The organism is Streptomyces sp. NPDC020597 (genome assembly GCF_044335095.1).
Classification (GTDB): Bacteria; Actinomycetota; Actinomycetes; order Streptomycetales; family Streptomycetaceae; genus Streptomyces.
Genome location: NZ_JBIRUL010000001.1, coordinates 660,683 through 683,394 on the forward strand (window position 1 = coordinate 660,683; position 22,712 = coordinate 683,394).

The following is a 22,712-nucleotide window of genomic DNA, read 5'->3' on the forward strand; positions in this document are numbered from 1 at the left end:
CGCCGAACGGGTGCGCCGTCGCAGGTCAGACGCCTGTTTTGGGCGGGAATGAAGCACTCCGGGAACGCGTGTCGGCGAATCCTGTCAAAGCCCGCCGCCCACGTCCAACCGGCCGACCGGACAGGGCTGCCGCACGCGCCAGAGGAACTTGCCCGCCAACTCCCCTCCGATGTTCACTCCTTCGGGTGGCGGGGCAAGCGATGCGCGGCCCCTGCCCACCGGCACTGGGAGGGTCGGGAACCGTACCGGACGTGGACGTCAGTTGACTGAGCGTCACATCCGGCCCCTGGAACACGAGTCAGGAATGCGAGCACCGGTGCAGAAGACGCGGCCTCGGCGTACAGGCAGGCAGACGGCCTCCGAGGGAGGCGCCGCGGAGGGCACCCCCGTCGGCAAGGGCCGTCCGACCCATGTGCGCAACCGGCTGATCGTCGCGGTGGCCGTGGTGGCCGCCGCCATCGCCGGCGCCGGCGCCCCCTCGATCCTGGCCGCCTCCGGCCAGCTGAAGGACTCCCAGGACCTGGTCACCCTGGCCGAGCAGACCGAGGACGCCCTCGCTCTCGCCCGGTCCCTGGCGGACGAGCGCGACGAGGTCACCGTCTACGTGGCGGCCGGCCGTGCGAAGTCCCGGGCGCCTTCCACGCAGAGCAGCGCCAAGGTGGACCTCCAGGTGCGCGAGCTGACCGCCGGGACCGACGTCTCCGCGGCACTGCGCGCCGCCCTCGCCGCCGTCCCCGCGGCGCGGCAGTCGGCCCTCACCGGCAAGAGCACGGCGCTGCAGGCGCACCAGGACTACTCCAAGGCCATCGCCGCACTCCATGTGCTCGTCGACCGGCTGGCGGAGGACATGCCGCCCCGTGCGGGCTCCGGCGCGTACGCCCTCGCCGAGCTCGACACCGGCGTCCAGCAGGCCTCCGCGACCCGCGGACTGCTGCTGGCGGCGCTCAGCGTGCCGACCCACACGGAGACGGACTACGACCCGGTCACCGGCCGGACGACCACCGAGAAGGTCGCGAGCGATTCCGACGCCGAACAGCGCGACGCCCTCACCGCCGCCGCGCAGCAGGCGCGGCTGCGCTCCGACGCGGCCCTCGCCGACTTCCGCGAGGGCGCGCCCCAGGAGACGCTGGCCTCCTACGACTCCACCGTCACCGGCGGCGACGTCGACACCGCCGAGGCCTATCTCGCGTCCCTCACCGACCAGCCCAGACTGAGCGAGCGCGAACTCGGCACCAGCGTCAGGAAACTCGACGTCGCGCTCTCCGCCCGCGTCGACCTGATGCGCGGAGCCGAGGCCTCCCTGTACGGCCATCGCGCCGAGGACCTCGCAGGGCTGCGCGACGACGACGTCACCGGCCTGGAGATCCGCGTCGCCGTCCTCGGCGCGCTGATGCTGCTGGCCGTCGCCGTCGCCACGGGCATGGCCCGCAGCCTCACCCGCCCGCTGTCCGTGCTGCGCCGCGGATCCGCCAGGCTCGCCGGGGCGGAGAACCCCGCCGCCGAGGAACCGGTCGCGTTCACCGGCCGCAACGACGAGTTCGCCCAGGTCGTGCGCTCCGTCAACGCCCTCCACGCGCACGCCGCGACCCTCCACGAGCGGGTCGCCACGCTGGAGTCCGACCGCAAGCACCTCGTCGGGCAGCGCCGGCAGATGGCCGACGCACGGGAGGAGCTGCGCGCCGAACTCGGTGACGCGGCAGCCCAGTTGGACGGCCTCCGTGACAGCATCAGCGGCACCTTCGTCAACCTCGCGCTGCGCACCCTGGGCCTGGTGGAGCGTCAGCTCGCCGTCATCGAGAGCCTGGAGGAGCGCGAGCAGGACCCCGACCGGCTGGCCACCCTCTTCAAACTCGACCACTTCGCCACGGTCATGCGCCGCCACAGCGAGAACCTGCTGGTGCTGGCCGGCACCGAGCACGTCCAGCAGCACGCGGGCCCGATCCCGCTGGTGGACGTGGTCCGTGCCGCGGTCAGCGAGATCGAGCGGTACGAGCGGGTCCGGATCTCCGCGCTCCCGCCGCACGCACATGTGGCGGGCTTCGCCGCCGACGACCTCTCGCACCTGCTGGCCGAGCTGATGGAGAACGCCACCTCGTTCTCCCCGCCGGACCTGCCCGTCGAGGTCTCCGGCTGGCTCCTGGAGAACGGCGAGGTCATGCTCTCCGTCCAGGACGAGGGCATCGGGATCACCGACGACCGGCTGAGCCGTCTCAACGCACGCCTCACCGAGTTCGACCCGGAGACGCCGTACGACCAGGAGGGCGAGGACGGCCTCGGCCTCGGTCTGTACGTGGTGGCCCGGCTCGCCCACCGGCACGGGGTGCGGGTGCGGCTGCGCGAACAGAAGCAAGGCGGCGTGGCGGCGGTCGTCGTCCTGCCGGCTCCGCTGCTGGCCGCGGCCCCGGCCGCCGCGATCCCGGCGACCTCCCCGGCTTCGGCCGCCGCCCAGAGCTTCACCCTTCCCGGCGCGGACGCGGAGGCCAACTCCAACGTCCTGCCCAGCCGTTCGCCGTCCGCGGACCCGCTGGTCGCCCTGGCGGAGCGGGCGGTCCGCGAGGCCCGGCCCCCGGCGGAGCAGACGACCGAGCCCGCGCCCCGGCCCGAGCCCGCGCTCGAGTCCCCGGCGGCGCCCGAGCCCGCGCCGACGCCGGCCGCCGTGCCGGCCCCCGATGCCCTGCCGGCCCCTGACGCCGTGCAGACGTCCGCGTCCGTGCCGACGCCGACGGCGGATCCGGTGGCGCAGCCGCCCGCGGAGCGGCCGGCCGAGACGACGATGGAACTCCTGCTGCCGAGCCCGCCGGACTCGCCGGACACGGAGCAGGAGGGCGCCCGGTGGCGGGAGGACGACCCCGCACCCGCCGGACAGGCGCCCGCAGGACCGACCGCGTGGCCGGCCCCGGCCACGCCCGTGGTGCCCGGACCCCGACCGGAGCCCCGTACCGCCCCCGAGGCCGAAGCCGACAGCGGCGCCGCCCTCGCCACCGAAGCCGAAGCCGAGCACACCCGCACTCCCGACGCCCCGGAAGAGCTCGTCACCGACAAGGGCCTCCCGAAGCGCACGCCCAGGATCACCGCACCCGCACAGTCCCCGCGTCGGCGGACCGCCACCGTCGACGCGGACGCCCTCCGCCGCCGTCTGGGCGGCTTCCGCCGGGGGGCGGAGGCCGGCTACCGCGACGTCGAAGCGGAGATCGCCGAACGAACGGGCCAGAACCGGGTCCCGTCCCCTTCCGCGGAGCCGGACGCACCGCGCCGAGCAGCTCAAGAAGCACACGCACACGCCGAAGAAGACACGGGGGGCACAGTCGAGGAGGCAAGCAGTTGACCGCGCCCAGTACCTTCGGACTGAGCAGTGAAGCCCGAAACCTGCACTGGCTGTTGAGCAACCTGGTGGAGGAGGTCCCCGGCATCCAGTCCGTCGCGGTCGTCTCCTCGGACGGCCTGCTCCTGCTCTCCTCGGACCCCGGCCGCAACGCCGCGGCACGGCAGTCCAGGGAGACCCGGCCCACCGGACCCCGCGGGTCCTCGGCGGACCTCGCCACCATCGTCTCCGGGATCGGCAGCCTCACCGTCGGGGCGGCCAAGCTCATGGAGTTCGGCGGGGTGAAGCACACCATGGTGGCCATGGAGGAGGGCAGCCTCTTCGTCATGTCGATCAGCGACGGCTCACTCCTCGGCGTGCACGGCTCCGCCGACTGCGACATGAGCGTGGTGTCGTACCACATGGCTCTCTTCGTGGGCCGCGCCGGACACGTGCTCACCCCGGAACTCCGCAGCGAACTGCGAAAATCCCTGGAGTCCGAGACGACCGGGAGTCTGCGATGAGCACGGGCCCGAAGAACGTCAGGCAGCAGCTCCCGGTCCGCGGCGGCGACCGCAAGCCGGCCCGGGTGCGCCCCTACTCGCTCACCGGCGGCCGCACCCGCTTCGGCCACGTCCTTCTCGTCGAGACGTTCGTGGCGGCACTCGAGGCCCCCGAGGAACGGCGGGAGCTGACGGGGGGCTCGCTCAAGTCCACCGTCACGCCCGAGCTGCGGGCCATCGTCGAACTGTGCCGCCGGATGCGCACCGTGGCCGAGATCGCCGCGCTGCTGCGGATGCCGCTCGGCGTGGTCCGGGTGCTGCTCAGCGACCTCGCGGACCAGGGAAAGATCCGTGTGTACGGCACCGGTACCGCTCACGGTACGGGCCGTCCCGACCGCGCTCTGCTGGAAAGGGTGCTGAGTGGACTCCGTCGTCTCTGACGCCGCCTCCTCCCCCGGCGTCACCCCCGTCGTCGAACCCGACGAACCCCTGCAGCCCTGGCAGACGGACCGCACCCGGGCCCCCGTCGCCACGAAGATCGTGGTGGCGGGCGGCTTCGGAGCCGGCAAGACCACGCTGGTCGGCACCGTCTCGGAGATCGAGCCCCTCCAGACGGAGGCGCTGATGACCCAGGCGAGCGAGGAGACCGACGATCTCACCGGCACGCCGGAGAAGATCACCACCACGGTCGCCATGGACTACGGCCGGCTCACCCTCGACGACGACCTGGTGCTCTACCTGTTCGGCACACCGGGTCAGCAGCGCTTCTGGTTCATGTGGGACGACCTGGTGCGCGGTGCGATCGGCGCGGTCGTGCTGGCCGACACCCGCCGTCTGAAGGACTGCTTCCCCGCGCTGGACTACTTCGAGAGCTGCGGACTGCCGTACGTGGTCGCCGTCAACCACTTCGACGGCAGTGAGCTGTTCGAGCCCGAGGACGTGCGCGAGGCGCTGACGGTGTCCCCGCACATACCTGTCATGATCATGGATGCGCGGCGCCGGATCTCGGTGATCGAGACCCTCCTGGCCCTGGTGGGCCACGCGCTCGACGAAACCCCCGAGTAATCCTCGTTTAGGAGCCATCCCCGCATGCGGAAGATACTCGTCGTCGGAGCCGGCCAGTCCGGACTCCAGCTCGCCCTCGGCCTCCAGTCGCACGGGTACGAGGTCACCCTGATGTCGAACCGGACGGCGGACGAGATCCGCTCCGGCCGCGTCATGTCGACGCAGTGCATGTTCCACACGGCCCTGCAGCACGAGCGCGACCTCCAGCTGAACTTCTGGGAGCAGCAGGCCCCCAAGATCCAGGGCCTCGGCGTCTCGGTCGCCGCCCCCGGCTCGCACGACCCCGGCCCCACCCAGCGCGCGATCGACTGGCTCGGCCGGCTCGACGGCTTCGCCCAGTCCGTCGACCAGCGCGTGAAGATGGCCGGCTGGATGGAGACGTTCGCCCAGCGCGGCGGTCAGCTCGTCATCCACGGCGCGGCGGTCTCCGACCTCGACTACTTCTCCCGCGCCTACGACCTCGTCCTGGTCTCCGCGGGCAAGGGCGAACTCGTCCAGATGTTCGGCCGGGACGCCGAGCGCTCGCCCTACGCCGCGCCGCAGCGCGCCCTGGCCGTGTCCTACGTCCACGGTCTGGACCCGCGCCCGGAGCACCCGGACACCGAGGCGGTCCGCTGCAACCTGGTCCCCGGCGTGGGCGAACTGTTCGTCATGCCGACGCTCACCACCTCCGGCCGCGCGGACATCCTGTTCTGGGAGGGCATACCCGGCGGCCCCCTCGACGTGTTCAACGGCGTCAAGGACCCGGCGGAACACCTCTCCCTGACGCTGGAGCTCATGGAGAGGTTCACGCCCTGGGAGTACGCGCGGGCCACCAGGGTGGAACTGACGGACGCGGGCGGCACGCTCGCCGGCCGCTACGCCCCCACGGTCCGCAACCCCGTCGGCCGCCTGCCCGGCGGCGGCCTGGTGCTGGGCGTCGCGGACGTCGTCGTCGCCAACGACCCGATCACCGGCCAGGGTTCCAACTCCGCCGCCAAGTGCGCGGCCGCCTACCTCGCGTCGATCCTCGAGCGCGGGGAGAAGGAGTTCGACGAGGAGTGGATGCGCGGCGCCTTCGACCGGTACTGGAACACCGCGCAGCACGTCACCAAGTGGACCAACGCGATGCTGGCCCCGCCGCCGGAGCACATCGTCGGCCTGCTGGGCGCGGCCGGGCAGCTGCCGCCGGTGGCCGATCGTTTCGCCAACGCCTTCAACGACCCGGCGGACTTCGAGAACTTCTTCTACGAGCCGGAGAAGACGGCGGCCTATCTGGCGGAGGTCACCGGGGCCTGAGGACCGGCCGGCGGGAATTCACGCAACGGCGGTGAGGAGGCCCGGCCGCGCTGCCATACTCGCCCGATGCCGTTTCTTGAAGAGAAGTTTGCCGGACTGCACCGTGTCGGAATACGTTCCTTCGGCGAGACCGAGCGCAACCTCGTCGGAGTGAACGGCCCGCACGTCCTGCCCCACAACGAGACCGGAGTGATCGGCTGGGGCACCTCGTGGCGCATGCAGGGGTATCTGCTGATGGCCCGGCGCACCGGCCGGCCCGACTACGCCGAGCGGCTCGCGGAGCTCATCGACCAGGTCCTCCTGGCGCGCGACGACCTCCGGGGCGTGCACGACTTCCGCGGCCGCAGCCTGCCGGTGTGGAGCACCGCCCACAAGTTCACCGCCGCCTCCGTCGTCCTGAACGACACGGAGGGCCGGCCCGCCCTCGAGATCACGGTCTGTCCGCCGCACGCCAGAACCGCCAAGGTCGCCGTCCACCCGGACGGCGACCGGCACTTCCGGATATCCGTGACCGGACCCCAGCGCACGGACGTCGAGGTGGCGGGGCTCAGCCTCGACCCGCTGGACGAGCGCCGCGCGGACCGGGTCCTGTACGCCGCGTACGAGCAGCGCACCGCGGTCACCGCCCGGCTGCTGCCGCCCGAGCCGCCGGCCGGCGGCCCGCGAAGACCGCGTCCCGGCGCCTACGCCGTACGGCCCGCCATGGTCTCGCTCGCCGCCCAGACCGGCATGATCACCTATCCCATGGCCGGTCTGGCCCGACTCGCCCGGGAACGTCCCGACGCCGTGCCCGCCTCCGTGCGCGCCCGCCTCGACGGCTACCTCGAGGCGGTGGACCGGGCGATGCGCGTCCACGACGAGCAGTGGGGCGCCACGGACGACGGCCGTGGCTTCTACCGCTGGCTGCCCGACGAACCGGTCTCCTTCGCGGGCGCCGAGCTGCCCACCAACGAGTTCCTCGCGATGGGCCGCACCGCCGTCCAGCTCGCCGTGGTCACCGGCGAGGCGCGCTGGCGCGACCGCGCCGCCGCGATGGCCCGCGCCCTGCACGGGGACCTCGCCGCCGTCGACGGCGCGGCCGTCTGGCCGTACTGGCCCGGCTTCGGCCGTGTGCACCGGGGGTGGGAGGCCACCGGCTCGCCCGGGGCCGACGGATCCGACGTGCGCCCCTCCTACCGCGCGGTCACCGTCCCCGAGGACGTCACGCACGCCCTGATCGACATCGACTTCCTCTGCCTCTACCGTGACGCCCCCGGCCTGCCCGAGGTCTTCACGCACGCCGACATGCGGGCCGTGGCGAACACCTTCACCCGCAACGTCGTCGAGCGCCGCGGCCGCGGCCGCGTCCCGCGGATGCGTCACGACGTCGGCGGCTCGGGCCGCCGCGGCACCGACCGCGAGCAGGCCCACGTCGCCGCCTGGCTGCCCCTGCGCCGCTGGTCCCGTGAGGTGCCCCGGCTCGTCCGCGCGATCCGGCCGGCCACCCCGCCGCCCCCGCTGATGGGCGTGGACGCCTACTGCGCGGCCCTCCTGACGTCCTGACCCGGCGTGGCGTCCGGCCCGGCCTGGGGACCCGCCGCCCGCCGGTCCGGACGCACCGCTCCCAGCACCGGATGGGACGCGATCGGCGAGACCCCGACCCTCTCGCCGGTCCTCGGCGCCTGGATCACCCTGCCCCCGCCCAGGTACAGCGCGACGTGGGTGGCCTCGGGGAAGTAGACCACCAGGTCGCCGGGGCGCAGCTCCTTCAGCGGGATCCGCGGCAGGCGCGCCCACTGCTCCTGGCTGGTGCGGGGGATCGGGGTCCCGGCGTGCCCCCAGGCCTCGGACGTCAGGCCCGAGCAGTCGTAGGACCGCGGGCCCTCCGCGCCCCATTCGTACGGCTTCCCGATCTGCCGCACCGCGTACCGGACGGCCCGCTCGCCCTCCTTCGACGGCTTGCGGTCGTCCTCGCCGAGCGCACCGGACGCGACCAGGCTCCGCTGCGCCCGCGCGACGTCGTCCTTCTCCAGCCTCTCCAGCGCGGCGAGCTGTCCGGCGGTGAGGGAGGCCAGCAGCTTCTCGACCGCGGCCAGTCGCCGGCGTACGGCGTCGCGCTCCTTCTTCCTGTGCGCCGTCAGGGTGAGCTGCGCGTCGAGGGCGGCCCGTGCCCGGCGCGCCAGCGCGTCGGCCCGGCGTTCGCCGCCCGCGAGCCGGCCGACCGCCACGGCCCGCTCGCGCGCCAACTGCCCGATCAGATGCCCCTGGTCGAGGGCGTGCTGCGGATCGCGGGCGAGCAGCAGCCGCACGTACGCGGAGATGCCGGTGCTGCCCTGGTACTGCTGGCGGGCCAGCCGGCCGGCCGCTCCCCGGCTGTCGTGCAGCGACAGCCGCGCCCGCACCAGGCCGGCGTCCAGCCGCCCGGTCTCGGCGCGCCGGCGCGCGAGCTGCTCCTCGGTGGCGTTGTAGGCCTCGGTGGCCTGTTCGGCCTCGCGGTACAGCCGCTGAAGCTCCGTCAGCAGCTCGGCCGCGGTCCGCTCGCCGCCGTCCCCGTCCGTGCCGCCGCCCTCGTCCGCGGCGCCCGGAACGCCCTCGTCCGCGCCCCCGTGGGGGTCGGCGTCGGCGTCGACATCGGGGCCGGCGTCCTGTTTCTCGGCGGCCGGTGGGGTGCTCCGGTCCGGGGGCGCCGGCGCGGTCGCCGTCGGACCGCCCGGTTCCGGGACCTCCTGCGCGGCCGCGGCGCACACCGGGGCCAGCAGGGTCTGCGCGGCGAGCGCCGCCGTGGCGACCGTACAGGCCAGCCGCAGCAGTCTTCCTGACACGCCATCACCTCCGCTGCGGGGTGGCCCCTCCAGCCCGCAGGGCGAGCTTCGGACGGATCCGCGCGGTCCGCGCGCCGAGCGTGCGCGGTTCGGCGCAACGGGGTCACCCGTCGGCGTCGTCCCGCCGTCCGTCCGGCGTGGCGTCGGGCGTGGCGTGGCGCGTCGCGTCCGGCGGGCCGCCGGACGGGGGGCCGGGCGTCGCGTCGGGCTTCGACCAGGGCCAGCGCGGCCGTCCGCTGTCCTTGCCCTCGGGATCGAACGCGTACTTCCAGCCCTGGGGCAGCCCGAGCCGCCTGCTGTGGCCGCGGGGCACGCGCCGGTAGACCAGGACGGAGGGCGGGCCGCCGGCCGAGTCCGGGACGGGGATGCGGTACGTCTTCGGCGGGTGCCCGGTGGGGCCCAGCAGCACGGGCAGCACCCGGCCGTCCATGGGGCCGCCCTCGAAGGGGGTGTCTTCGCTCTTCACGCCACCAGTGTCGATCAGGTCTCCGCGATCAGTGCATCCTGGACCAGCTCGGCGGTCTGCGCGTCCCGGGCGGCGGTCACCATGAGGACGGCGACGAACTGGTCGACCAGCCAGTCCCGCAGCTCGTCGGCGGGCGGCTGCTTGTCCTCGTCGAGCCAGATCAGCGAGGCCGCCTCGACCGCGGTGATCCACATCCGCACGGTCATCCGCAGCCGCGGTCCCGGTGCGGCCACCCCCAGGTGGCTGTAGATGGCCTCGGCGGCGGCCCGGCGCACGCCGTCCACGATGGCCGTCGTCCGGGACGTCTCGACCACGCTGCCGCCCTGGAGCAGAGCGCTGAAACCGGCGTCATGACGGCCGACGAAGGTCAGATAGCGGTCGAGGACGCGGGCCAGACGGGGGAGGAGGGGGCCCTCGTGGGGCTCGTCGAAGCAGTGGCGCAGCTCGTCGGCGGCGGAGTGCAGAGCGGCCTCGTAGAGCTGCTGCTTGCCGCCGGGGAAGTACCGGTAGACGAGCGGCCGGGAGACTCCGGCCGCCTCGGCCACGTCGTCCAGCGAGACGTCCTCGGGGACGCGGTGCGCGAACAGCGAGAGCGCGGCCTCCAGCAGCTGGCTGCGGCGCTCCTCGACGCTGAGGCGACGGTAGGCGGGGGCGGCGGGCGTCATGACGTGCAGCGTAATCCCCCGCCCCCGGGCCGTGCCTATGCCAGCAGTCCGGACGACCGCCACAGCCGGCGCCCGACGCCCCGCAGCACCCCGATGTCGTCCAGGAAGTCCGTCAGCCGCTTCGCTCCGGTCTGCATGATCTCCCGCCGGTGTCCGCTCGCCCGCACCTGCGCCAGGGCCTCCCGCCGGTCCAGGCCGACGTTCGTGTAGACGTCCGGGTTCACGAAGGCCACGGAGAAGACCCGGGCGAACTCACCCGAGCTGACCCTGGTGAACTCCTGCGACCAGCGCGGGGCGGTCATCATCTGCCGGCGCAGCTCCTCACGGGCGTAGCGCACGTGCCGGGCCTCCTCCACGACGTGGATCCGGGTGACGCCCCGGACCAGCGGCTGGACCCGCTCGTCCGGGAAGGTCAGCCGCTGCATCCAGTCGAGGACCTCCTCGCCGAGCAGCGTCGCGGTGAAGGAGCCGGGGGTGGTGGAGATCGTCTTGAAGACGCGGCCCAGGTTCTGGTGGGCGCGGCTCACCGGGTACCAGGGAGTGTCGCCGTGCGAGATCAGCCGGGCGAACATCTTCGAGTGCCGGCACTCGTCCTCGATCTCGGTGAGCGCGTAGCGCACGTGCGCGCTCGTCGCCGCCTTGTCGTATATGTGCCGGACGAGGAGCTGCATGAGGATGATCTCGAACCAGATTCCCAGTGAGGCGAGCGCGGCGGCCTCGTGCTGGGACAGCAGGATCCGCTGCTCCTCGCCCATCCGCCGCCAGAGCGGAGTGCCGTAGAGCGACACGAGCTCCGGCGGCCAGAACCACTTGCCCTCCTCGAAGGGGGCGTTCCAGTCCAGCTCCTGGTCCGGGTCGAAGGAGTGCCTGGCGGAGGACGCGAGCAGCCGCTCGGCCACCTGTTCCCGGTCCTTGAGCAGGCCCAGCGCGTCCCGCAGCCCTTCCACCGCGTCGGCGTCCGTGAGGGTCGTCATGCACTTATGAGACTGCTTGTCAGCAAGCTCGTCAATCCCCTGCGCGGAATTGCCCGCACCGGGCGGCCGAGGTCCTCCGGCGCCGCGAACGCCGTCAGCCGAGCACCGCCTCCATCACGGCGCGCGCGATCGGGGCCGCCATCCCGCCGCCGGTGATGTCCCCGCGGCGCGCCGAACCGTCCTCCACCACCACCGCGACCGCCACCCTCGGCTCCAGGTCGCGCACGCCCTGCGCCCACGAGACGAACCAGGCGTAGGGGATCCCGGCGTTGCCGACGCCGTGCTGCGCGGTGCCCGTCTTGCCGCCCACGATCGCGCCCGGGATCGCCGCGTTCACCCCGGTGCCCTCCCGCACCACGTCCGTCATCAGCTCGCGCATCCGCCGCGCCGTCGAGGGCAGCATCGCCTGGCGCGACGGACGGGAGCCCGCGGTGGACACCGTGGCCCCGCCCCGCCGCGTCGTCCGTTCCACCAGGTACGGCGTGCGCACCTGACCGCCGTCGGCCACCGCCGCCGACACCATCGCCATCTGCAGCGGAGTGGCCCGCGTGTTGTACTGCCCGATCGAGGACAGCGCCAGCTGGGCCCGGTCGAGCGAGGTGTCGAAGGTGCTCGGCGCGACGGCGAACGGGATCCGCACGTCCAGGTCGTTGAAGCCGAACGCCTGCGCCGTCCGGGTCATCCGGGCCAGGCCCGTGTCCACGCCGAGCTTCGCGAACACCGTGTTGCACGACCACTCGAAGGCGTCCCGCAGGGGAGCGTCCTCGCACCCGTCGCCCTCGTTGGTCAGCCGCGTCCGCGTCCCGGGCAGCCGGTAGGGGGCGGGGGAGTCGGTCGCCGCGTCCAGGTCGGTGATCACCCCCGCGTCCAGCGCCGCCGCCGCGGTGACGACCTTGAACGTCGACCCCGGCGGATAGGTCTGCCGCACCGCCCGGTTGAGCATCGGCCGGTCCGGATCGCCGTTGAGCCGTGCCCAGGCCCGTTCCGTGCCGGCGTCGTTCCCGGACAGTGCGGCCGGGTCGTACGACGGGCTCGACACCAGCGCCAGCACCCGGCCCGTCGACGGCTCGATCGCCGCCACCGCGCCCTTGCGCCCGTCCAGTCCCTCGAACGCGGCCCGCTGGGCCCGCGGGTCGAGGGTGGTCACCACGTCGCCGCCCGCCGGCCGGCCGCGGGTGACGTCGTCCCACAGCGGGAACGAGGCGAGCAGCGGGTCCGAACCGGAGAGCACGCCGTCCCCGCTGTGCTCCAGGAACGTCGTCCCGTACACCTGCGAGGCGAAGCCCGTCACCGGCGCGTACAGCGGCCCGTCGCGGTACGTGCGCTCGTAGCGCAGCTGCTCGCCCGTGTCCCGGGAGCCGGTCACCGGGACCCCGCCGACCAGGATGTCGCCGCGCGGCTGGGCGTAACGGGCGATGACCGCCCGCCGGTTGGCCGGGTTGCCGTCGTACGCCTCGGACCGGACGACCTGGACGCGCGCGGCGTTGACCAGGAGCGCCGCCAGCAGCAGGGCGCAGAACGCGGCGGCGCGCCGGATGTGCCGGGTCACCCGGACCTCCGTGAAGTCGTGGCGCGGGCGGCCCGGCCGGGCGCTTCGCCGATCCCCTCGCGGCCCCCGTCGTGGTCGTCCGCCTCGCGGCGCGCCGCGTCCCGCGCTTCGGGGCGTGTCTCGTCGTACGGCCGCCGCGCCGAGTCGCTGACCCGGATCAGCAGCGCCACGATCGCCCAGTTGGTGACGACCGAGGAGCCGCCCTGCGCCAGGAACGGCATCGCCATGCCGGTCAGCGGGATCAGGCCGGTCACCCCGCCCGCGATCACGAACACCTGGAGCGCCACGATCGAGGCGAGGCCGGCCGCCAGCAGCCGTCCGAAGGGGTCGCGCAGGGACAGCCCGGCCCGGAAACCGCGCTCCACCAGCAGCCCGTACAGCAGGAACAGCGCCGACAGCCCCGCCAGTCCCAGCTCCTCGCCGGCGGTCGCCAGGATGAAGTCCGACTTCGCGGCGAAGCCGATGAGGACGGAGTGGCCGAGGCCGAGCCCGGAGCCGAGCACCCCGCCGGCCGCGAAGGAGAACAGCGACTGCGCGAGCTGGTTGGGTCCCTGGCCGGCCTCGATGGTGGCGAACGGGTGCAGCCAGTCCTCGACCCGGCTGTGCACGTGCGGTTCGAGACGGCCGACGGCGACCGCGCCGAGGGAGGCGAGCAGCAGGCCCACGGCGATCCAGCCGGTGCGTCCGGTGGCCACGTAGAGCATCACCACGAAGAGGCCGAAGAAGAGCAGGGAGGTGCCGAGGTCCCGTTCCAGCACCAGCACGCCGACGCTCAGCAGCCAGATCGCGACGATCGGGCCGAGCACGCGTCCGGTGGGCAGCTGCATGCGCGTGAAGCGCCGGATCCGCCGGCCCGCGTACCTCAGGGCCGTGCGGTTGGCCGCCAGATACGCCGCGAAGAACACCGCCAGCAGCACCTTGGCGAACTCGCCTGGCTGAATGGAGAATCCGGCGATCCGGATCCAGATGCGCGCCCCGTTCACCGGCGGGAAGAGGACCGGCAGGGTGAGCAGGGCGAGCGCCGCGACCACGCACAGGTACGCGTACCGCTGCAGCACCCGGTGGTCCCGCAGCACGGTAACCACCACGGTGAACAGGGCCACCCCGACGGTCGACCACACCAGTTGCGCGGGCGCGGCCCGGTCGCCGGGCGTCTCCAGGTCCAGCCGGTAGATCAGCACCAGGCCGATCCCGTTGAGCAGCACGGCGATGGGCAGCAGCAGCGGGTCGGCGCACGGGGCGCGCCACCGCACCGCGAGGTGCGCCAGCAGCGCGAGGACCCCGAGCCCGGCGCCGTAGCCGACGGCGCCGGGCGGGACGGCGCCGAGCTTCGCCAGGCCGACCGCGCAGTAGCCGTACACCGAGAGCAGGACTGCCAGCACGATCAGGGCGAGTTCGACGCCACGGCGCCGGGGGAGGCCTGCCGCGGGAGCGGGCGCGTCGGCCGCCGCCACGGCGGCCCCCGCACCGACGCCGGTTTTCGTCATGTCCGGAACTTACCCAAATGTGGCTCCTTGTGAGCCGTGACGGGCGGTCGTGTCAGCACCAGCGCGGCGCCGCTCCGATGGTCTCGATGTAGCGCGCCGAGCCCCAGGCCCAGGTGCCGTCCGTCAGGAGGTACCAGTGCGGGTCGCCCTGGACGTCCTGGCCCGCGGTACGGCAGAAGATGGAGACGATCTCGCCGCGAAGGGCCACGCGGATCACCTGGCTCGCCCGGGTGGGCGCGCTGCGCAGCAGCAGTTCGTCGGCGGTGACGCGTCCGCGCGCAAGGCGGCCGTCGTTCTGGCCGCCGGACTGGTTGCCCCCGGACTGGTCACCGCCCGACTGCCACTGGTTTCCCCCCGACTGGGTGCCGCCCGACTGGTTGCCGTTCTGATGGCCGCCCGACTGCCACTGGTTGCCGTTGCCGTTGCCGCCCGACTGCCACTGGTTGCCGTTGCCGTTGCCGTTGCCGTTGCCGCCGGACTGCCACTGGTTCCCGCCGGACTGGTTGCCGTTCTGATGGCCGCCGGACTGGTTCCCGCCGGACTGCCACTGGTTGCCGCCCCCGGACTGCCAGCCGCCGCCGCCGTCACCGCCGCCGTCGCCGCCGCCGTCGCCGCCGCCGGGCCGCCAGTCGTCGCCGTCGTCGCCCTCGTTCTGACGGCCGTTCGTTCCGCCCTGTTGGGCGTGGACGCCGTCCCCGCCGTCGGCGAGGGCCGGGGTGACGGCCGCGGAGGCGGCGAGGGCGCCTGCCGCGGTGACTATGGCCAGGCGGGTGAGAGCGGTGCGCATGGGCATGGCGATACCTCCATGAAGAGGGTGAAGCTGACTTATCGCCAGACTAGGAGCGGTTCGGGCGCGCCGCCCGTCACGCTGCGCCATCGGGGAGGCCGCGCGCGGCCGGAGGCGTCTGAGGCAGTGTCAGGGTCGCCACGGCGCCGCCGTCCGGCGCGTTGGCGAACGTCAGCCGTGCCCCCAGCACCTCCGCCTGCCCCACCGCGATCGTCAGCCCCAGTCCATGCCCCTTCGTCCCGCCCTCGGTGCGGAACCGCTGCGGCCCGTGGGCGACGATGTACTCCGGATAGCCGTCCCCGTGGTCCCGCACGGTCACCACCGGCCCGTCCACCGTCAGCACGACCGGCGCCCGCCCGTGCCGGCGCGCGTTGGCCAGGAGATTGCCGAGCACCCGCTCGAGGCGCCGCCGGTCGGTTTCGACGCGAGCATCCCGGACGACGGTGACCACCATGCCGGCCGCCGAGCCGCCCGCGCTCCCCGCACCGCCCACGCCACCGGCCAGACCCGCGCCCCCGGCGGCACCCGCGCCCCCGGCGGCAGAGGCTCCACCGGCCGTTCCCGGGCCGCCGGCGCCGCTCGCCGCGTCCGAGGCCTCCGCCGTCCGCACGACCCGCACCACCACCGCCGTCAGGTCCTCGGCGTCCAGCTCCAGCCGCTCCCGTCCGGTGTCCAGCCGCGAGATCTCCAGCAGGTCCTCGGTGAGCGTGCGCAGTGCCGCCACCCGGTCGCGTACCAGCTCCGTCGGCCGTCCCGGCGGCAGCAGTTCGGCCGCCGCGTGCAGCCCGGTCAGCGGTGTGCGCAGCTCATGCGCCACGTCGGCGGTGAACCGCTGCTCGCTCAGCAGCTTGCCCTGCAGCGAGGACGCCATCGAGTCCAGTGCGGCGGCGACCGTGCCCACCTCGTCCCGCGGCCGCCCCGGCTCCCTCGTGCGAGGGTCGTTCACACGGGCGTCCAGATCGCCCGCGGTGATCCGCCGGGCCACCTGCGCGGTGGTGTGCAGCCGCCGCGTCACGCGGGTCACCGCGACCGCGCCGACCAGCAGCGTCGCCCCGATCGCCAGCGCCGACGACCACAGGATCGCGGTGTCCAGCGCCTCGATGGTGCGGGCGCTCTGCGCGTAGTCGACCGCGACCGCCAGGGTCCGGCCGTGGTCCACCGGGCCCGCCGCCCACATCGTGGGCCGCCCGTCGCGGTCGGCGACCATGGTGCCGCGCTCCCCGGCCGCCGCCAACTCCCGCAGCGACAGGGGCAGTCCCCGCGGGTCGACGCTCGCGCCCCACCCGAGCGAGTCGCCGGCCTCGAACGCCGCCGTCGCGTCCTTCAGCCTCGACAGCGCGAGGTGGCGGGCCTGGCCGACGGTCTGGTTCGTCACCGAGACGTGCACGAGCACGCCGAGCAGGGCGGCCAGCGCACAGCACATCACCGTGATGAAGACCGCCGCCTTGACGGCGAGCGTGCCGGCCCACGAGGGCACCCCCGGTCTCATCGGCCGCTCACGGGGGAGGAGGCGGTGGAGGCGGACCCCGGCACGGACGCCGACGGGGCCGAGGGCGGCTCGGAGGCCGCCGGAGGGGTCGTGGCTCCGGGGGTGGGGGAGGGAGAGGAGGACGACGAGCGCGGTGTGTGCTTGCGGCCCCCGGTGCGCAGCATCTCGTCGTGGGTGAGCAGCATGGCCTGCTGCTGCTGGTCCCAGGTCCACTGCAGGCGGTACTCGTACCCGGCGACCTCCGAGGGGGCGCGGATGATCACGGACCGCGCGGCGAGTTCGACCCCGCTGACCGCGTCCTCGTAGCCCATGATCTGCACCAGCCGGTTCTTGCGGACGGTGTAGACGCGGACCGCCGTGAGATTCCCGGGCAGCTGGCGGAAGCCCAGCGTCAGGTCGTCGCGACCGTCTCCGGTGAGATCGCGGTAGTACGGCTCGAGGACGGGGCACTCGGCCGCCTTCGCTCCGCTCTTGCCGCAGTCCGCCATCCGGCGGGCCGTCTCCTCGTACGCTCCCGGAGCGTAGTCGCCCGGATTCTGGGCGATCTCCCGGCGGACCACCGTGACCGGGTCCACCGCCCGGATGTCCCCGCCGGGCACGGAGACGCCCCGCACCACCTCGGTCTCCACCTCGCCGATGTCGAAGGCGGGGCGGGAGGCGGGGGTCAGATCCGGCCACAGCCGGTCCGGGCTGATCGCCGTCGGCGTGGCGCCGGCCCCCTGCAGCTCGCCGGCGTCCCCGCAGCCCGCGACGGCCGAGCCCAGCAGGACGACACCGGCGGAGGCCGCCGCGAACCGGGTGCGGAACGGCCCGCCGGAACGGCCGGGAGCGTCGGCGTCGGGATCGCCGGGGGCGGCGGGACGACTGCGGAACACGGGACTCCTGTGACTCCTCTGGCCGGTGGCCGGTGACCAGGCCTATGACCGGTGGCGACGGCTTCTGACCGATGATGACGGCTTACGGCCGGTGATGGCGGCCTGTAGGCGACGTCGTTACCGGCCTCCGCACACCTTAATTCGTAAGGAAGTCCGTTTTGTGTACCGGTAGGCCGGTGGAGCGAGCCGGCGCCGAACCGCTCTGACCACGGGCGAAACGATTACTCGGCCAACTCCTCGAGCAGCCGCGCCGTCGGCAGTCCCGCGCGCAGGTACTCCACGAACAGCTCGTTGTGCAGGGCCCACGGTGAGCGCCGTGACCGTATCAGCCGGATCGCGTCGTCGGCCGAGGAGCCCCGGCGCACCAGCGCATGGGCGACGACCAGCCCCGAGCGGTTGTAGCCGCTGTAGCAGCGCACGAGGACCGTCCGCCCCGCGTCCAGCGCGTCGCCCGCGGCCTGGGCCAGCCGGATCACCCCCGCGAGCTGGGTGCCGTCCAGCGGCCCGTCGGGAATCGGCCACACCTGGTGCTGCACGCCGGGCCCGGGTCCGTGTCCCGGCCTGGCCCGGGTGAGCGTCTGGACGAGATCGAACTCGTCCCCCACCACCGCGAGCTCCCGTTCTCCGGAACGGCCCCGGAACTCATGGCCGCCCATCCACAGCCCGGGCACGATCTCGCTCCACGGACGATCCGGTTCCGGTACGTCGGGTCGCTTCCTGCGAGTCCGCAACGGCGCCTCCCCAAACGCGCTCCCTAGGCTCTGCCCAACTCGCTCCCCGGGTAACCGCCTTCTTGCCCCGGAGCGTCCCTCCTGTTCCCATGGTCGTGGGGTGATGGTGCATGAACGGACTGCGCGTCATACCGACCTGGAGGCATGGCCGGGAGCGGCTGTACGTCTGCCTCACGGACGGCAGGAACATCGCCTGGTACGACCGTGAGGCGGCCAGGATCAACCTGATCGGCGACGACCGCAGGGAGGACGTGCTGGAGGTCCTCGGCCCCTTCGTCACCGGCCCGGTCACGGTCGGCCCGCCCCCGGTCCCCACGCCCGCGGAGCTGGCCCGGCTCGCCCTCCCCCCGGACGACGACCTGGCGCCCAACCGCCCCGGAGAGGCCCTCCTGGTCGACCTCGAGCGCGCCCCCGGCCCCGCGCACCGGCTGCGCACCGACCCCCGCCGCCGTTCCCTGGCGGCCGAGCAGACGGTCGGCGAGGCCCTGGACCGGCTCGACGGCGCAGGCTGGCACACGCTGCACTCCCTCCCGCTCCCCGGCGGCGGCCGACTCCACCACCTGGCCATCGGCCCGGCGGGCCTGTTCTGCGTCCACACGCTGTACGCCCGCAAGCAGCGGGTGCGGATCGCCGACCCCGTGGTCGGCCTGGGACGCCGGGACCCCGAGCCCCTGCTGCGCGCGATCAGGGGCGCCGCCGATCGCGCGTCCCACGCGCTCACGGCCGAGGTCCGTCCCGTGCTCGCCCTGGTGGGCCCCGCGGACGTCGCCTTCACCGGCCCCCCGCGCCAGGTCCGCGTCCTGACCGACGCCGACCTCCCCGGCCTGGTCCGCCTGGGCGGAGTCCTCAAACCGGCGGACGTGGAGGCCCTCCATGCCATGGCAAGAGACCGCAGAACCTGGTCAGAACCCTGAACCCCGCCGACCGGCCCCGTCCTCACGGCCCGCCCGGCGTCTGAGGGCGAGGCCCTTTCAGGGCCGCCACGGGGGTCAGGGCGCAGCGCCCCCTGCCGGGTCGCAGGGGCCGCGCCCCCGATGACGGGACGGGCAGGGGCGGCGGGGTCGGAAGAACCCGGCCCACACCCCACCCCACACCCCCACCGCTCACGCCGGCACCGCCCCCGCCCGCCCCTCCTCGAACACCGCCCCCGACGGATCGCCGAGATCCCGCACCCGCGAAGCGACATCCGCCGCCAAGAACGTGAGCGCCCCCGCCGACCGGCACCCCTCCACCTCCTCCCAGGTGACCGGCGCCGACACGGTCGGCTCCGCCCGCGCCCGCAGCGTGTACGGAGCGGCCGTCGTCTTGCGGGCCGCGTTCTGGCTCCAGTCCACGAACACCTTCCCCGGCCGCAGACTCCGCGTCATGCGGTGCAGCACCAGCCCCGGAGCCGCCCGCTCCGCTTCCACGGCCAGCCGCTTGGCGTACTCCGTCACCCGTTCGGACGACGCCCCCCGCACGGCCGCCAGCAGATGCAGCCCCTTGGACCCGGAGGTCTTCGGGAACGCCTCGATCCCGTCCGCCGCCAGCCGTTCGCGCAGCCACACCGCGACCTCGCAGCATTCGACGACGGTGGCGGGCGCGCCGGGGTCGAGGTCGAAGACGAGCCGGTCGGCGGTCTCCGGCTCCTGGATCACCCACTGGGGCGTATGGAACTCGGTGACGAGATTCGCCGCCCACACCAGACTCGGCAGGTCCTGCACGACCACCATCCGGGCCGGCCCCTCCGACCGCGGCACCTCGGCGGTGGTGACCCAGTCCGGTGTCCCGGGCGGCACGTTCTTGGCGAAGAAGACCTGGCCGCCGGGCCCGTCCGGGTAGCGCAGGAAGGACAGCGGCCGGTCCCGCAGATGGGGGAGCAGGACGTCGGCGACGGTCGCGTAGTAGTGCAGCACCTCGCCCTTGGTGAAGCCGGTCGCCGGGTACAGCACCTTCTCCAGGTTGCTGAGCGCGAGCCGCCTGCCCTCCACCTCGGTGATCGGCGTCATACGATGAGAGTCACACAAAACACCTGATATCACCTCATGCCCCCCGTTCTCGGCCGGAAAGGTGCTGCACGTGAGATCCATCTGGAACGGCGCCATCTCCTTCGGTCTCGTCAGCATTCCGATCAAGCTGGTGAACGCCACCGAGAACCACTCGATCTCCTTCCGCCAGATCCACACGGAGGACGGCGGGCGCATTCGCTATCGCAAGGTCTGCGAGCTGGAGGAGCGCGAGGTGACGTCGGCGGAGATCGGGAAGGGCTACGAGGACGCGGACGGCACGATCATCCCGATCACCGACGAGGACCTCTCCCACCTGCCGCTCCCCACCGCAAAGACCATCGAGATCGTGGCCTTCGTGCCGGCGGACCGGATCGATCCGCTCCAGATGGACGCCGCCTACTACCTCCAGGCGGGCGGCGCTCCCGCAGCCAAGCCGTACACCCTGCTGCGGGAGGCCCTGAAGCGCAGCAACAAGGTCGCGATCGCGAAGTACGCCCTCCGCGGCCGTGAGCGGCTCGGCATGCTCCGCGTGGTCGGCGAGGCGATCGCCATGCATGGACTGCTCTGGCCGGACGAGGTCCGCGCGCCGGAGGGCATCGCCCCGGACACCTCCGTCACCGTCCGCGACAACGAGCTGGACCTCGCGGACGCCCTGATGGACACCCTCGGCGAGGTGGACCTGGAGGACCTGCACGACGAGTACCGCGAGGCGGTGGAGGAGGTCGTCGCGGCGAAGGCGGCCGGCGAGGCGCCTCCCGAGGCTCCGTCCGCGCCGTCCAGCGGCAAGGTGCTGGATCTGATGGCGGCCCTGGAGAAGAGCGTCCGGGCGGCGAAGGAGTCGCGGGGTGAGGCGTCGCCGTCCGCGCAGGAACCGGCGGCGGCCGAGAAGGCCGAGGTCAGACGCCTGCCCCAGCGCAAGTCGGCGGGATCCTCGCCCAAGCAGACGGGCGGCAAGAAGTCGACGTCCACGGCGAAGAAGTCCACGGCGGCGCCGCGCGCGTCGACGGCGAAGTCCGCCCAGGCCGCGAAGAAGACCACGGCGAGCGGGAGCACGGCCAAGAAGACCGCCGCGAAGAAGACGGCGTCGACGGCGAAGAAGGCGACGGCAGGGTCGACCGCGAAGACGGCGGCCAAGAAGACGGCGAAGAAGGCGACTTCCCGCAAACGCACGGCCTGACCGTCACCGCCCGCCCCGCCCCCGGCGCGCGAACTCCCCGTCGTCCCCGCGCTCTCCGTCATCCCCGCGCTCCCCGTCATCCGCGCGCTTCCCGTCGTCCCCGCGCCCCCCGCGCTCGTCCCCGCGCCTTCCGCGCTCGTCGCCGGGGCCGTCGCGCCCGTCGGCCAGGTCCGCCCCGCCCTCCGTGCCGGCCGGGACGCCGCCCCGGTGCGGGAAGGCCAGCAGTGCCGTGCCCGCGGCCAGCCCCGCCGCCGCAGGGGCGGGGAACACGCCCGCGGGCGCGAACCCGTGGCCCGCGAAGAAGACCAGCGCCCAGACGCTCACCCCGAGCCCCGCCCACATGCGCCAGGCCCCCGCCCCGCACAGCCCGGCGTCGGGCCGGACGGCCCTGTCCGCCGAGGCAAGCCTCCGCTCCAGCGGACGCAACGCCCGCACGACCCCGGCCAGCACCGCCCCCAGCACCAGCAGCCACGGCGCGCGCAGGGCCCACCAGCCCGCCGAGCCGTACCCGGGCTGGGGGGCGAGACCGGTGAGGTAGAAGGCGGCGGCGACGATCAGCACGGGCAGCATGTGCCACAGGTAGAGCGCCATGCTGCCGGATCCCAGCACCCGCACCGCCCGTCGCACCCGGTCCCCCTCCAGCGCCCCGCGGACGGCCGGCGCGATCCACAGCGCCACCCCCACCTGCGCCACCGCCCAGGCCAGCAGGGCCGCCGACGGCGGATCGGTGTTGCTCGGGTCCTGCCCCGTCACCAGGATGAGACTGACCGGGAACGGTCCGGGCCCGACGAGTGCGGCGAACACCGCCCCGCCGCCCGCCGCAAGAGCGACCGGGGCCGGCCGCCCGCCCTCGCTCAGCGACCCGTCCCGCCAGCAGAAGCCGAGTTGGTAGACGACGCCCCACACGAGCAGGTAGTTCACCGCTCCGACGGCCTCGACGAGCGCGGAGCGGGGCGGCCCGACGACCGCGACGAGCGAGCCGACGCCGAACCCGACGGCGCCCATGACCAACGGCACACGCGGCCCCCACCGTTCGTGCAGCGCGTACAGCGCCGGCGTCAGGGCGCTGATCAGCAGATACACCGGCAGGAACCAGAACTGCATGGCCATCGCCCATCCCACCATCGCGAGGGTGGCGGGATCCACGCCGAGCGGGGCGCACACGCCGATGGCGAGCAGCACGAGACCGCTGTACACGGCCGTCGGCAGCAGCAGCCGGACCGCCCGCTGCCCCACCCACCCGGCGGCGCTTCCGCCGGCGTCCCGGCGCCGCGCCCAGGAACCGCCGGCCGCGTGCCCGCCGGCCAGGAAGAACAGCGGCATGATCTGGAAGCCCAGGGTCAGCCACTGCGTCCAGGGCAGCGCGCGCAGCATCTCCGGCGCGGTGAGCGTCCCGTCCGGGTGCCGGATCAGCCCGGTGATCAGCCAGTGCCCCAGCACCACCAGCAGGATCGCCCAGGCCCGCAGGAAGTCGACGTACCGGTCTCGACTCATGCCCCGCATGCTGCCGCTCCCGCCGACTCCCCGGCAGCCCGACCGCGTTGTCGCAACCAAGCCGTGCCCTGACCGCCCGGCG

At 73.8% G+C, this 22,712-nt stretch carries 20 protein-coding genes; 8 read left to right on the forward strand and 12 right to left on the reverse strand.

Annotated features, from left to right (window positions below; all coding sequences use genetic code 11):
* The first annotated feature begins 316 nt into the window (after positions 1-316).
* The 6 genes from ACH4ZA_RS03090 to ACH4ZA_RS03115 all read left to right on the forward strand — a co-directional run bounded on the left by ACH4ZA_RS03090 (position 317) and on the right by ACH4ZA_RS03115 (position 7,689).
* Positions 317-3,325 (forward strand): nitrate- and nitrite sensing domain-containing protein, encoded by a 3,009-nt coding sequence (locus ACH4ZA_RS03090; RefSeq protein WP_398427705.1) that lies wholly within the window; start codon positions 317-319, stop codon positions 3,323-3,325.
* On the forward strand, positions 3,322-3,825 hold the full coding sequence (locus ACH4ZA_RS03095; RefSeq protein WP_319280029.1) for a roadblock/LC7 domain-containing protein: 504 nt from the start codon (positions 3,322-3,324) through the stop codon (positions 3,823-3,825). The genes ACH4ZA_RS03090 and ACH4ZA_RS03095 overlap by 4 nt, the downstream gene beginning before the upstream one ends.
* Positions 3,822-4,244, forward strand: coding sequence for a DUF742 domain-containing protein (locus ACH4ZA_RS03100; RefSeq protein WP_319280030.1), 423 nt, complete (start codon positions 3,822-3,824; stop codon positions 4,242-4,244). Before ACH4ZA_RS03095 ends, ACH4ZA_RS03100 begins: the two co-directional genes overlap by 4 nt.
* On the forward strand, positions 4,225-4,869 hold the full coding sequence (locus tag ACH4ZA_RS03105; protein ID WP_398427707.1) for a GTP-binding protein: 645 nt from the start codon (positions 4,225-4,227) through the stop codon (positions 4,867-4,869). Before ACH4ZA_RS03100 ends, ACH4ZA_RS03105 begins: the two co-directional genes overlap by 20 nt.
* Positions 4,870-4,893: 24 nt before the next feature.
* On the forward strand, positions 4,894-6,147 hold the full coding sequence (locus tag ACH4ZA_RS03110; protein WP_319280032.1) for a styrene monooxygenase/indole monooxygenase family protein: 1,254 nt from the start codon (positions 4,894-4,896) through the stop codon (positions 6,145-6,147).
* A 66-nt stretch (positions 6,148-6,213) separates the two neighbouring features.
* Positions 6,214-7,689 (forward strand): hypothetical protein, encoded by a 1,476-nt coding sequence (locus tag ACH4ZA_RS03115; RefSeq protein WP_398427708.1) that lies wholly within the window; start codon positions 6,214-6,216, stop codon positions 7,687-7,689.
* On the opposite strand, the gene ACH4ZA_RS03120 is transcribed toward ACH4ZA_RS03115, so the two are convergent.
* The 10 genes from ACH4ZA_RS03120 to ACH4ZA_RS03165 form a co-directional block, all read right to left on the reverse strand.
* On the reverse strand, positions 7,662-8,948 hold the full coding sequence (locus tag ACH4ZA_RS03120) for an NlpC/P60 family protein (protein WP_398427710.1): 1,287 nt from the start codon (positions 8,946-8,948) through the stop codon (positions 7,662-7,664). The two genes, ACH4ZA_RS03115 and ACH4ZA_RS03120, sit on opposite strands and share 28 nt — an antisense overlap.
* Before the next feature lie 103 nt (positions 8,949-9,051).
* Positions 9,052-9,414, reverse strand: a complete 363-nt coding sequence (locus ACH4ZA_RS03125) for a hypothetical protein (RefSeq protein ID WP_319280038.1) — start codon at positions 9,412-9,414, stop codon at positions 9,052-9,054.
* Between the two features lie 14 nt (positions 9,415-9,428).
* Positions 9,429-10,079: a helix-turn-helix domain-containing protein gene (locus ACH4ZA_RS03130; protein ID WP_319280040.1), complete on the reverse strand. Its 651-nt coding sequence runs from the start codon at positions 10,077-10,079 to the stop codon at positions 9,429-9,431.
* A gap of 35 nt (positions 10,080-10,114) precedes the next feature.
* Positions 10,115-11,053, reverse strand: coding sequence for a diiron oxygenase (locus tag ACH4ZA_RS03135; RefSeq protein WP_319280042.1), 939 nt, complete (start codon positions 11,051-11,053; stop codon positions 10,115-10,117).
* Positions 11,054-11,147: 94 nt separating this feature from the next.
* Complete coding sequence (locus ACH4ZA_RS03140; RefSeq protein WP_398427711.1) at positions 11,148-12,602, reverse strand: peptidoglycan D,D-transpeptidase FtsI family protein; 1,455 nt, start codon at positions 12,600-12,602, stop codon at positions 11,148-11,150.
* Complete coding sequence (locus tag ACH4ZA_RS03145) at positions 12,599-14,089, reverse strand: FtsW/RodA/SpoVE family cell cycle protein (RefSeq protein WP_398427712.1); 1,491 nt, start codon at positions 14,087-14,089, stop codon at positions 12,599-12,601. The genes ACH4ZA_RS03140 and ACH4ZA_RS03145 overlap by 4 nt, the downstream gene beginning before the upstream one ends.
* Positions 14,090-14,141: 52 nt before the next feature.
* Positions 14,142-14,882 (reverse strand): SH3 domain-containing protein, encoded by a 741-nt coding sequence (locus ACH4ZA_RS03150; protein ID WP_398427713.1) that lies wholly within the window; start codon positions 14,880-14,882, stop codon positions 14,142-14,144.
* 70 nt (positions 14,883-14,952) lie between these two features.
* Complete coding sequence (locus ACH4ZA_RS03155) at positions 14,953-16,365, reverse strand: ATP-binding protein (protein ID WP_398427714.1); 1,413 nt, start codon at positions 16,363-16,365, stop codon at positions 14,953-14,955.
* The gene (locus ACH4ZA_RS03160; protein WP_398427716.1) at positions 16,362-17,240 is read right to left on the reverse strand and encodes a hypothetical protein; all 879 of its coding nucleotides are present in this window, start codon (positions 17,238-17,240) and stop codon (positions 16,362-16,364) included. Before ACH4ZA_RS03160 ends, ACH4ZA_RS03155 begins: the two co-directional genes overlap by 4 nt.
* Positions 17,241-17,461: 221 nt before the next feature.
* Positions 17,462-17,971 (reverse strand): dual specificity protein phosphatase family protein, encoded by a 510-nt coding sequence (locus ACH4ZA_RS03165; RefSeq protein ID WP_319280051.1) that lies wholly within the window; start codon positions 17,969-17,971, stop codon positions 17,462-17,464.
* 110 nt (positions 17,972-18,081) lie between these two features.
* Between ACH4ZA_RS03165 and ACH4ZA_RS03170 the strand changes: the two genes are divergently transcribed.
* Positions 18,082-18,885, forward strand: a complete 804-nt coding sequence (locus ACH4ZA_RS03170) for a nuclease-related domain-containing protein (protein ID WP_319280053.1) — start codon at positions 18,082-18,084, stop codon at positions 18,883-18,885.
* Positions 18,886-19,074: 189 nt separating this feature from the next.
* On the opposite strand, the gene ligD is transcribed toward ACH4ZA_RS03170, so the two are convergent.
* Positions 19,075-19,959 (reverse strand): non-homologous end-joining DNA ligase, encoded by an 885-nt coding sequence (gene ligD / locus ACH4ZA_RS03175; protein WP_319280055.1) that lies wholly within the window; start codon positions 19,957-19,959, stop codon positions 19,075-19,077.
* Between the two features lie 61 nt (positions 19,960-20,020).
* Here ligD and ACH4ZA_RS03180 point away from each other — a divergent pair, with 61 nt between their 5' ends.
* Positions 20,021-21,136 (forward strand): Ku protein, encoded by a 1,116-nt coding sequence (locus tag ACH4ZA_RS03180; RefSeq protein WP_398427719.1) that lies wholly within the window; start codon positions 20,021-20,023, stop codon positions 21,134-21,136.
* A gap of 3 nt (positions 21,137-21,139) precedes the next feature.
* On the opposite strand, the gene ACH4ZA_RS03185 is transcribed toward ACH4ZA_RS03180, so the two are convergent.
* Positions 21,140-22,630 (reverse strand): acyltransferase, encoded by a 1,491-nt coding sequence (locus tag ACH4ZA_RS03185; RefSeq protein WP_398427720.1) that lies wholly within the window; start codon positions 22,628-22,630, stop codon positions 21,140-21,142.
* Positions 22,631-22,712 lie beyond the last annotated feature (82 nt).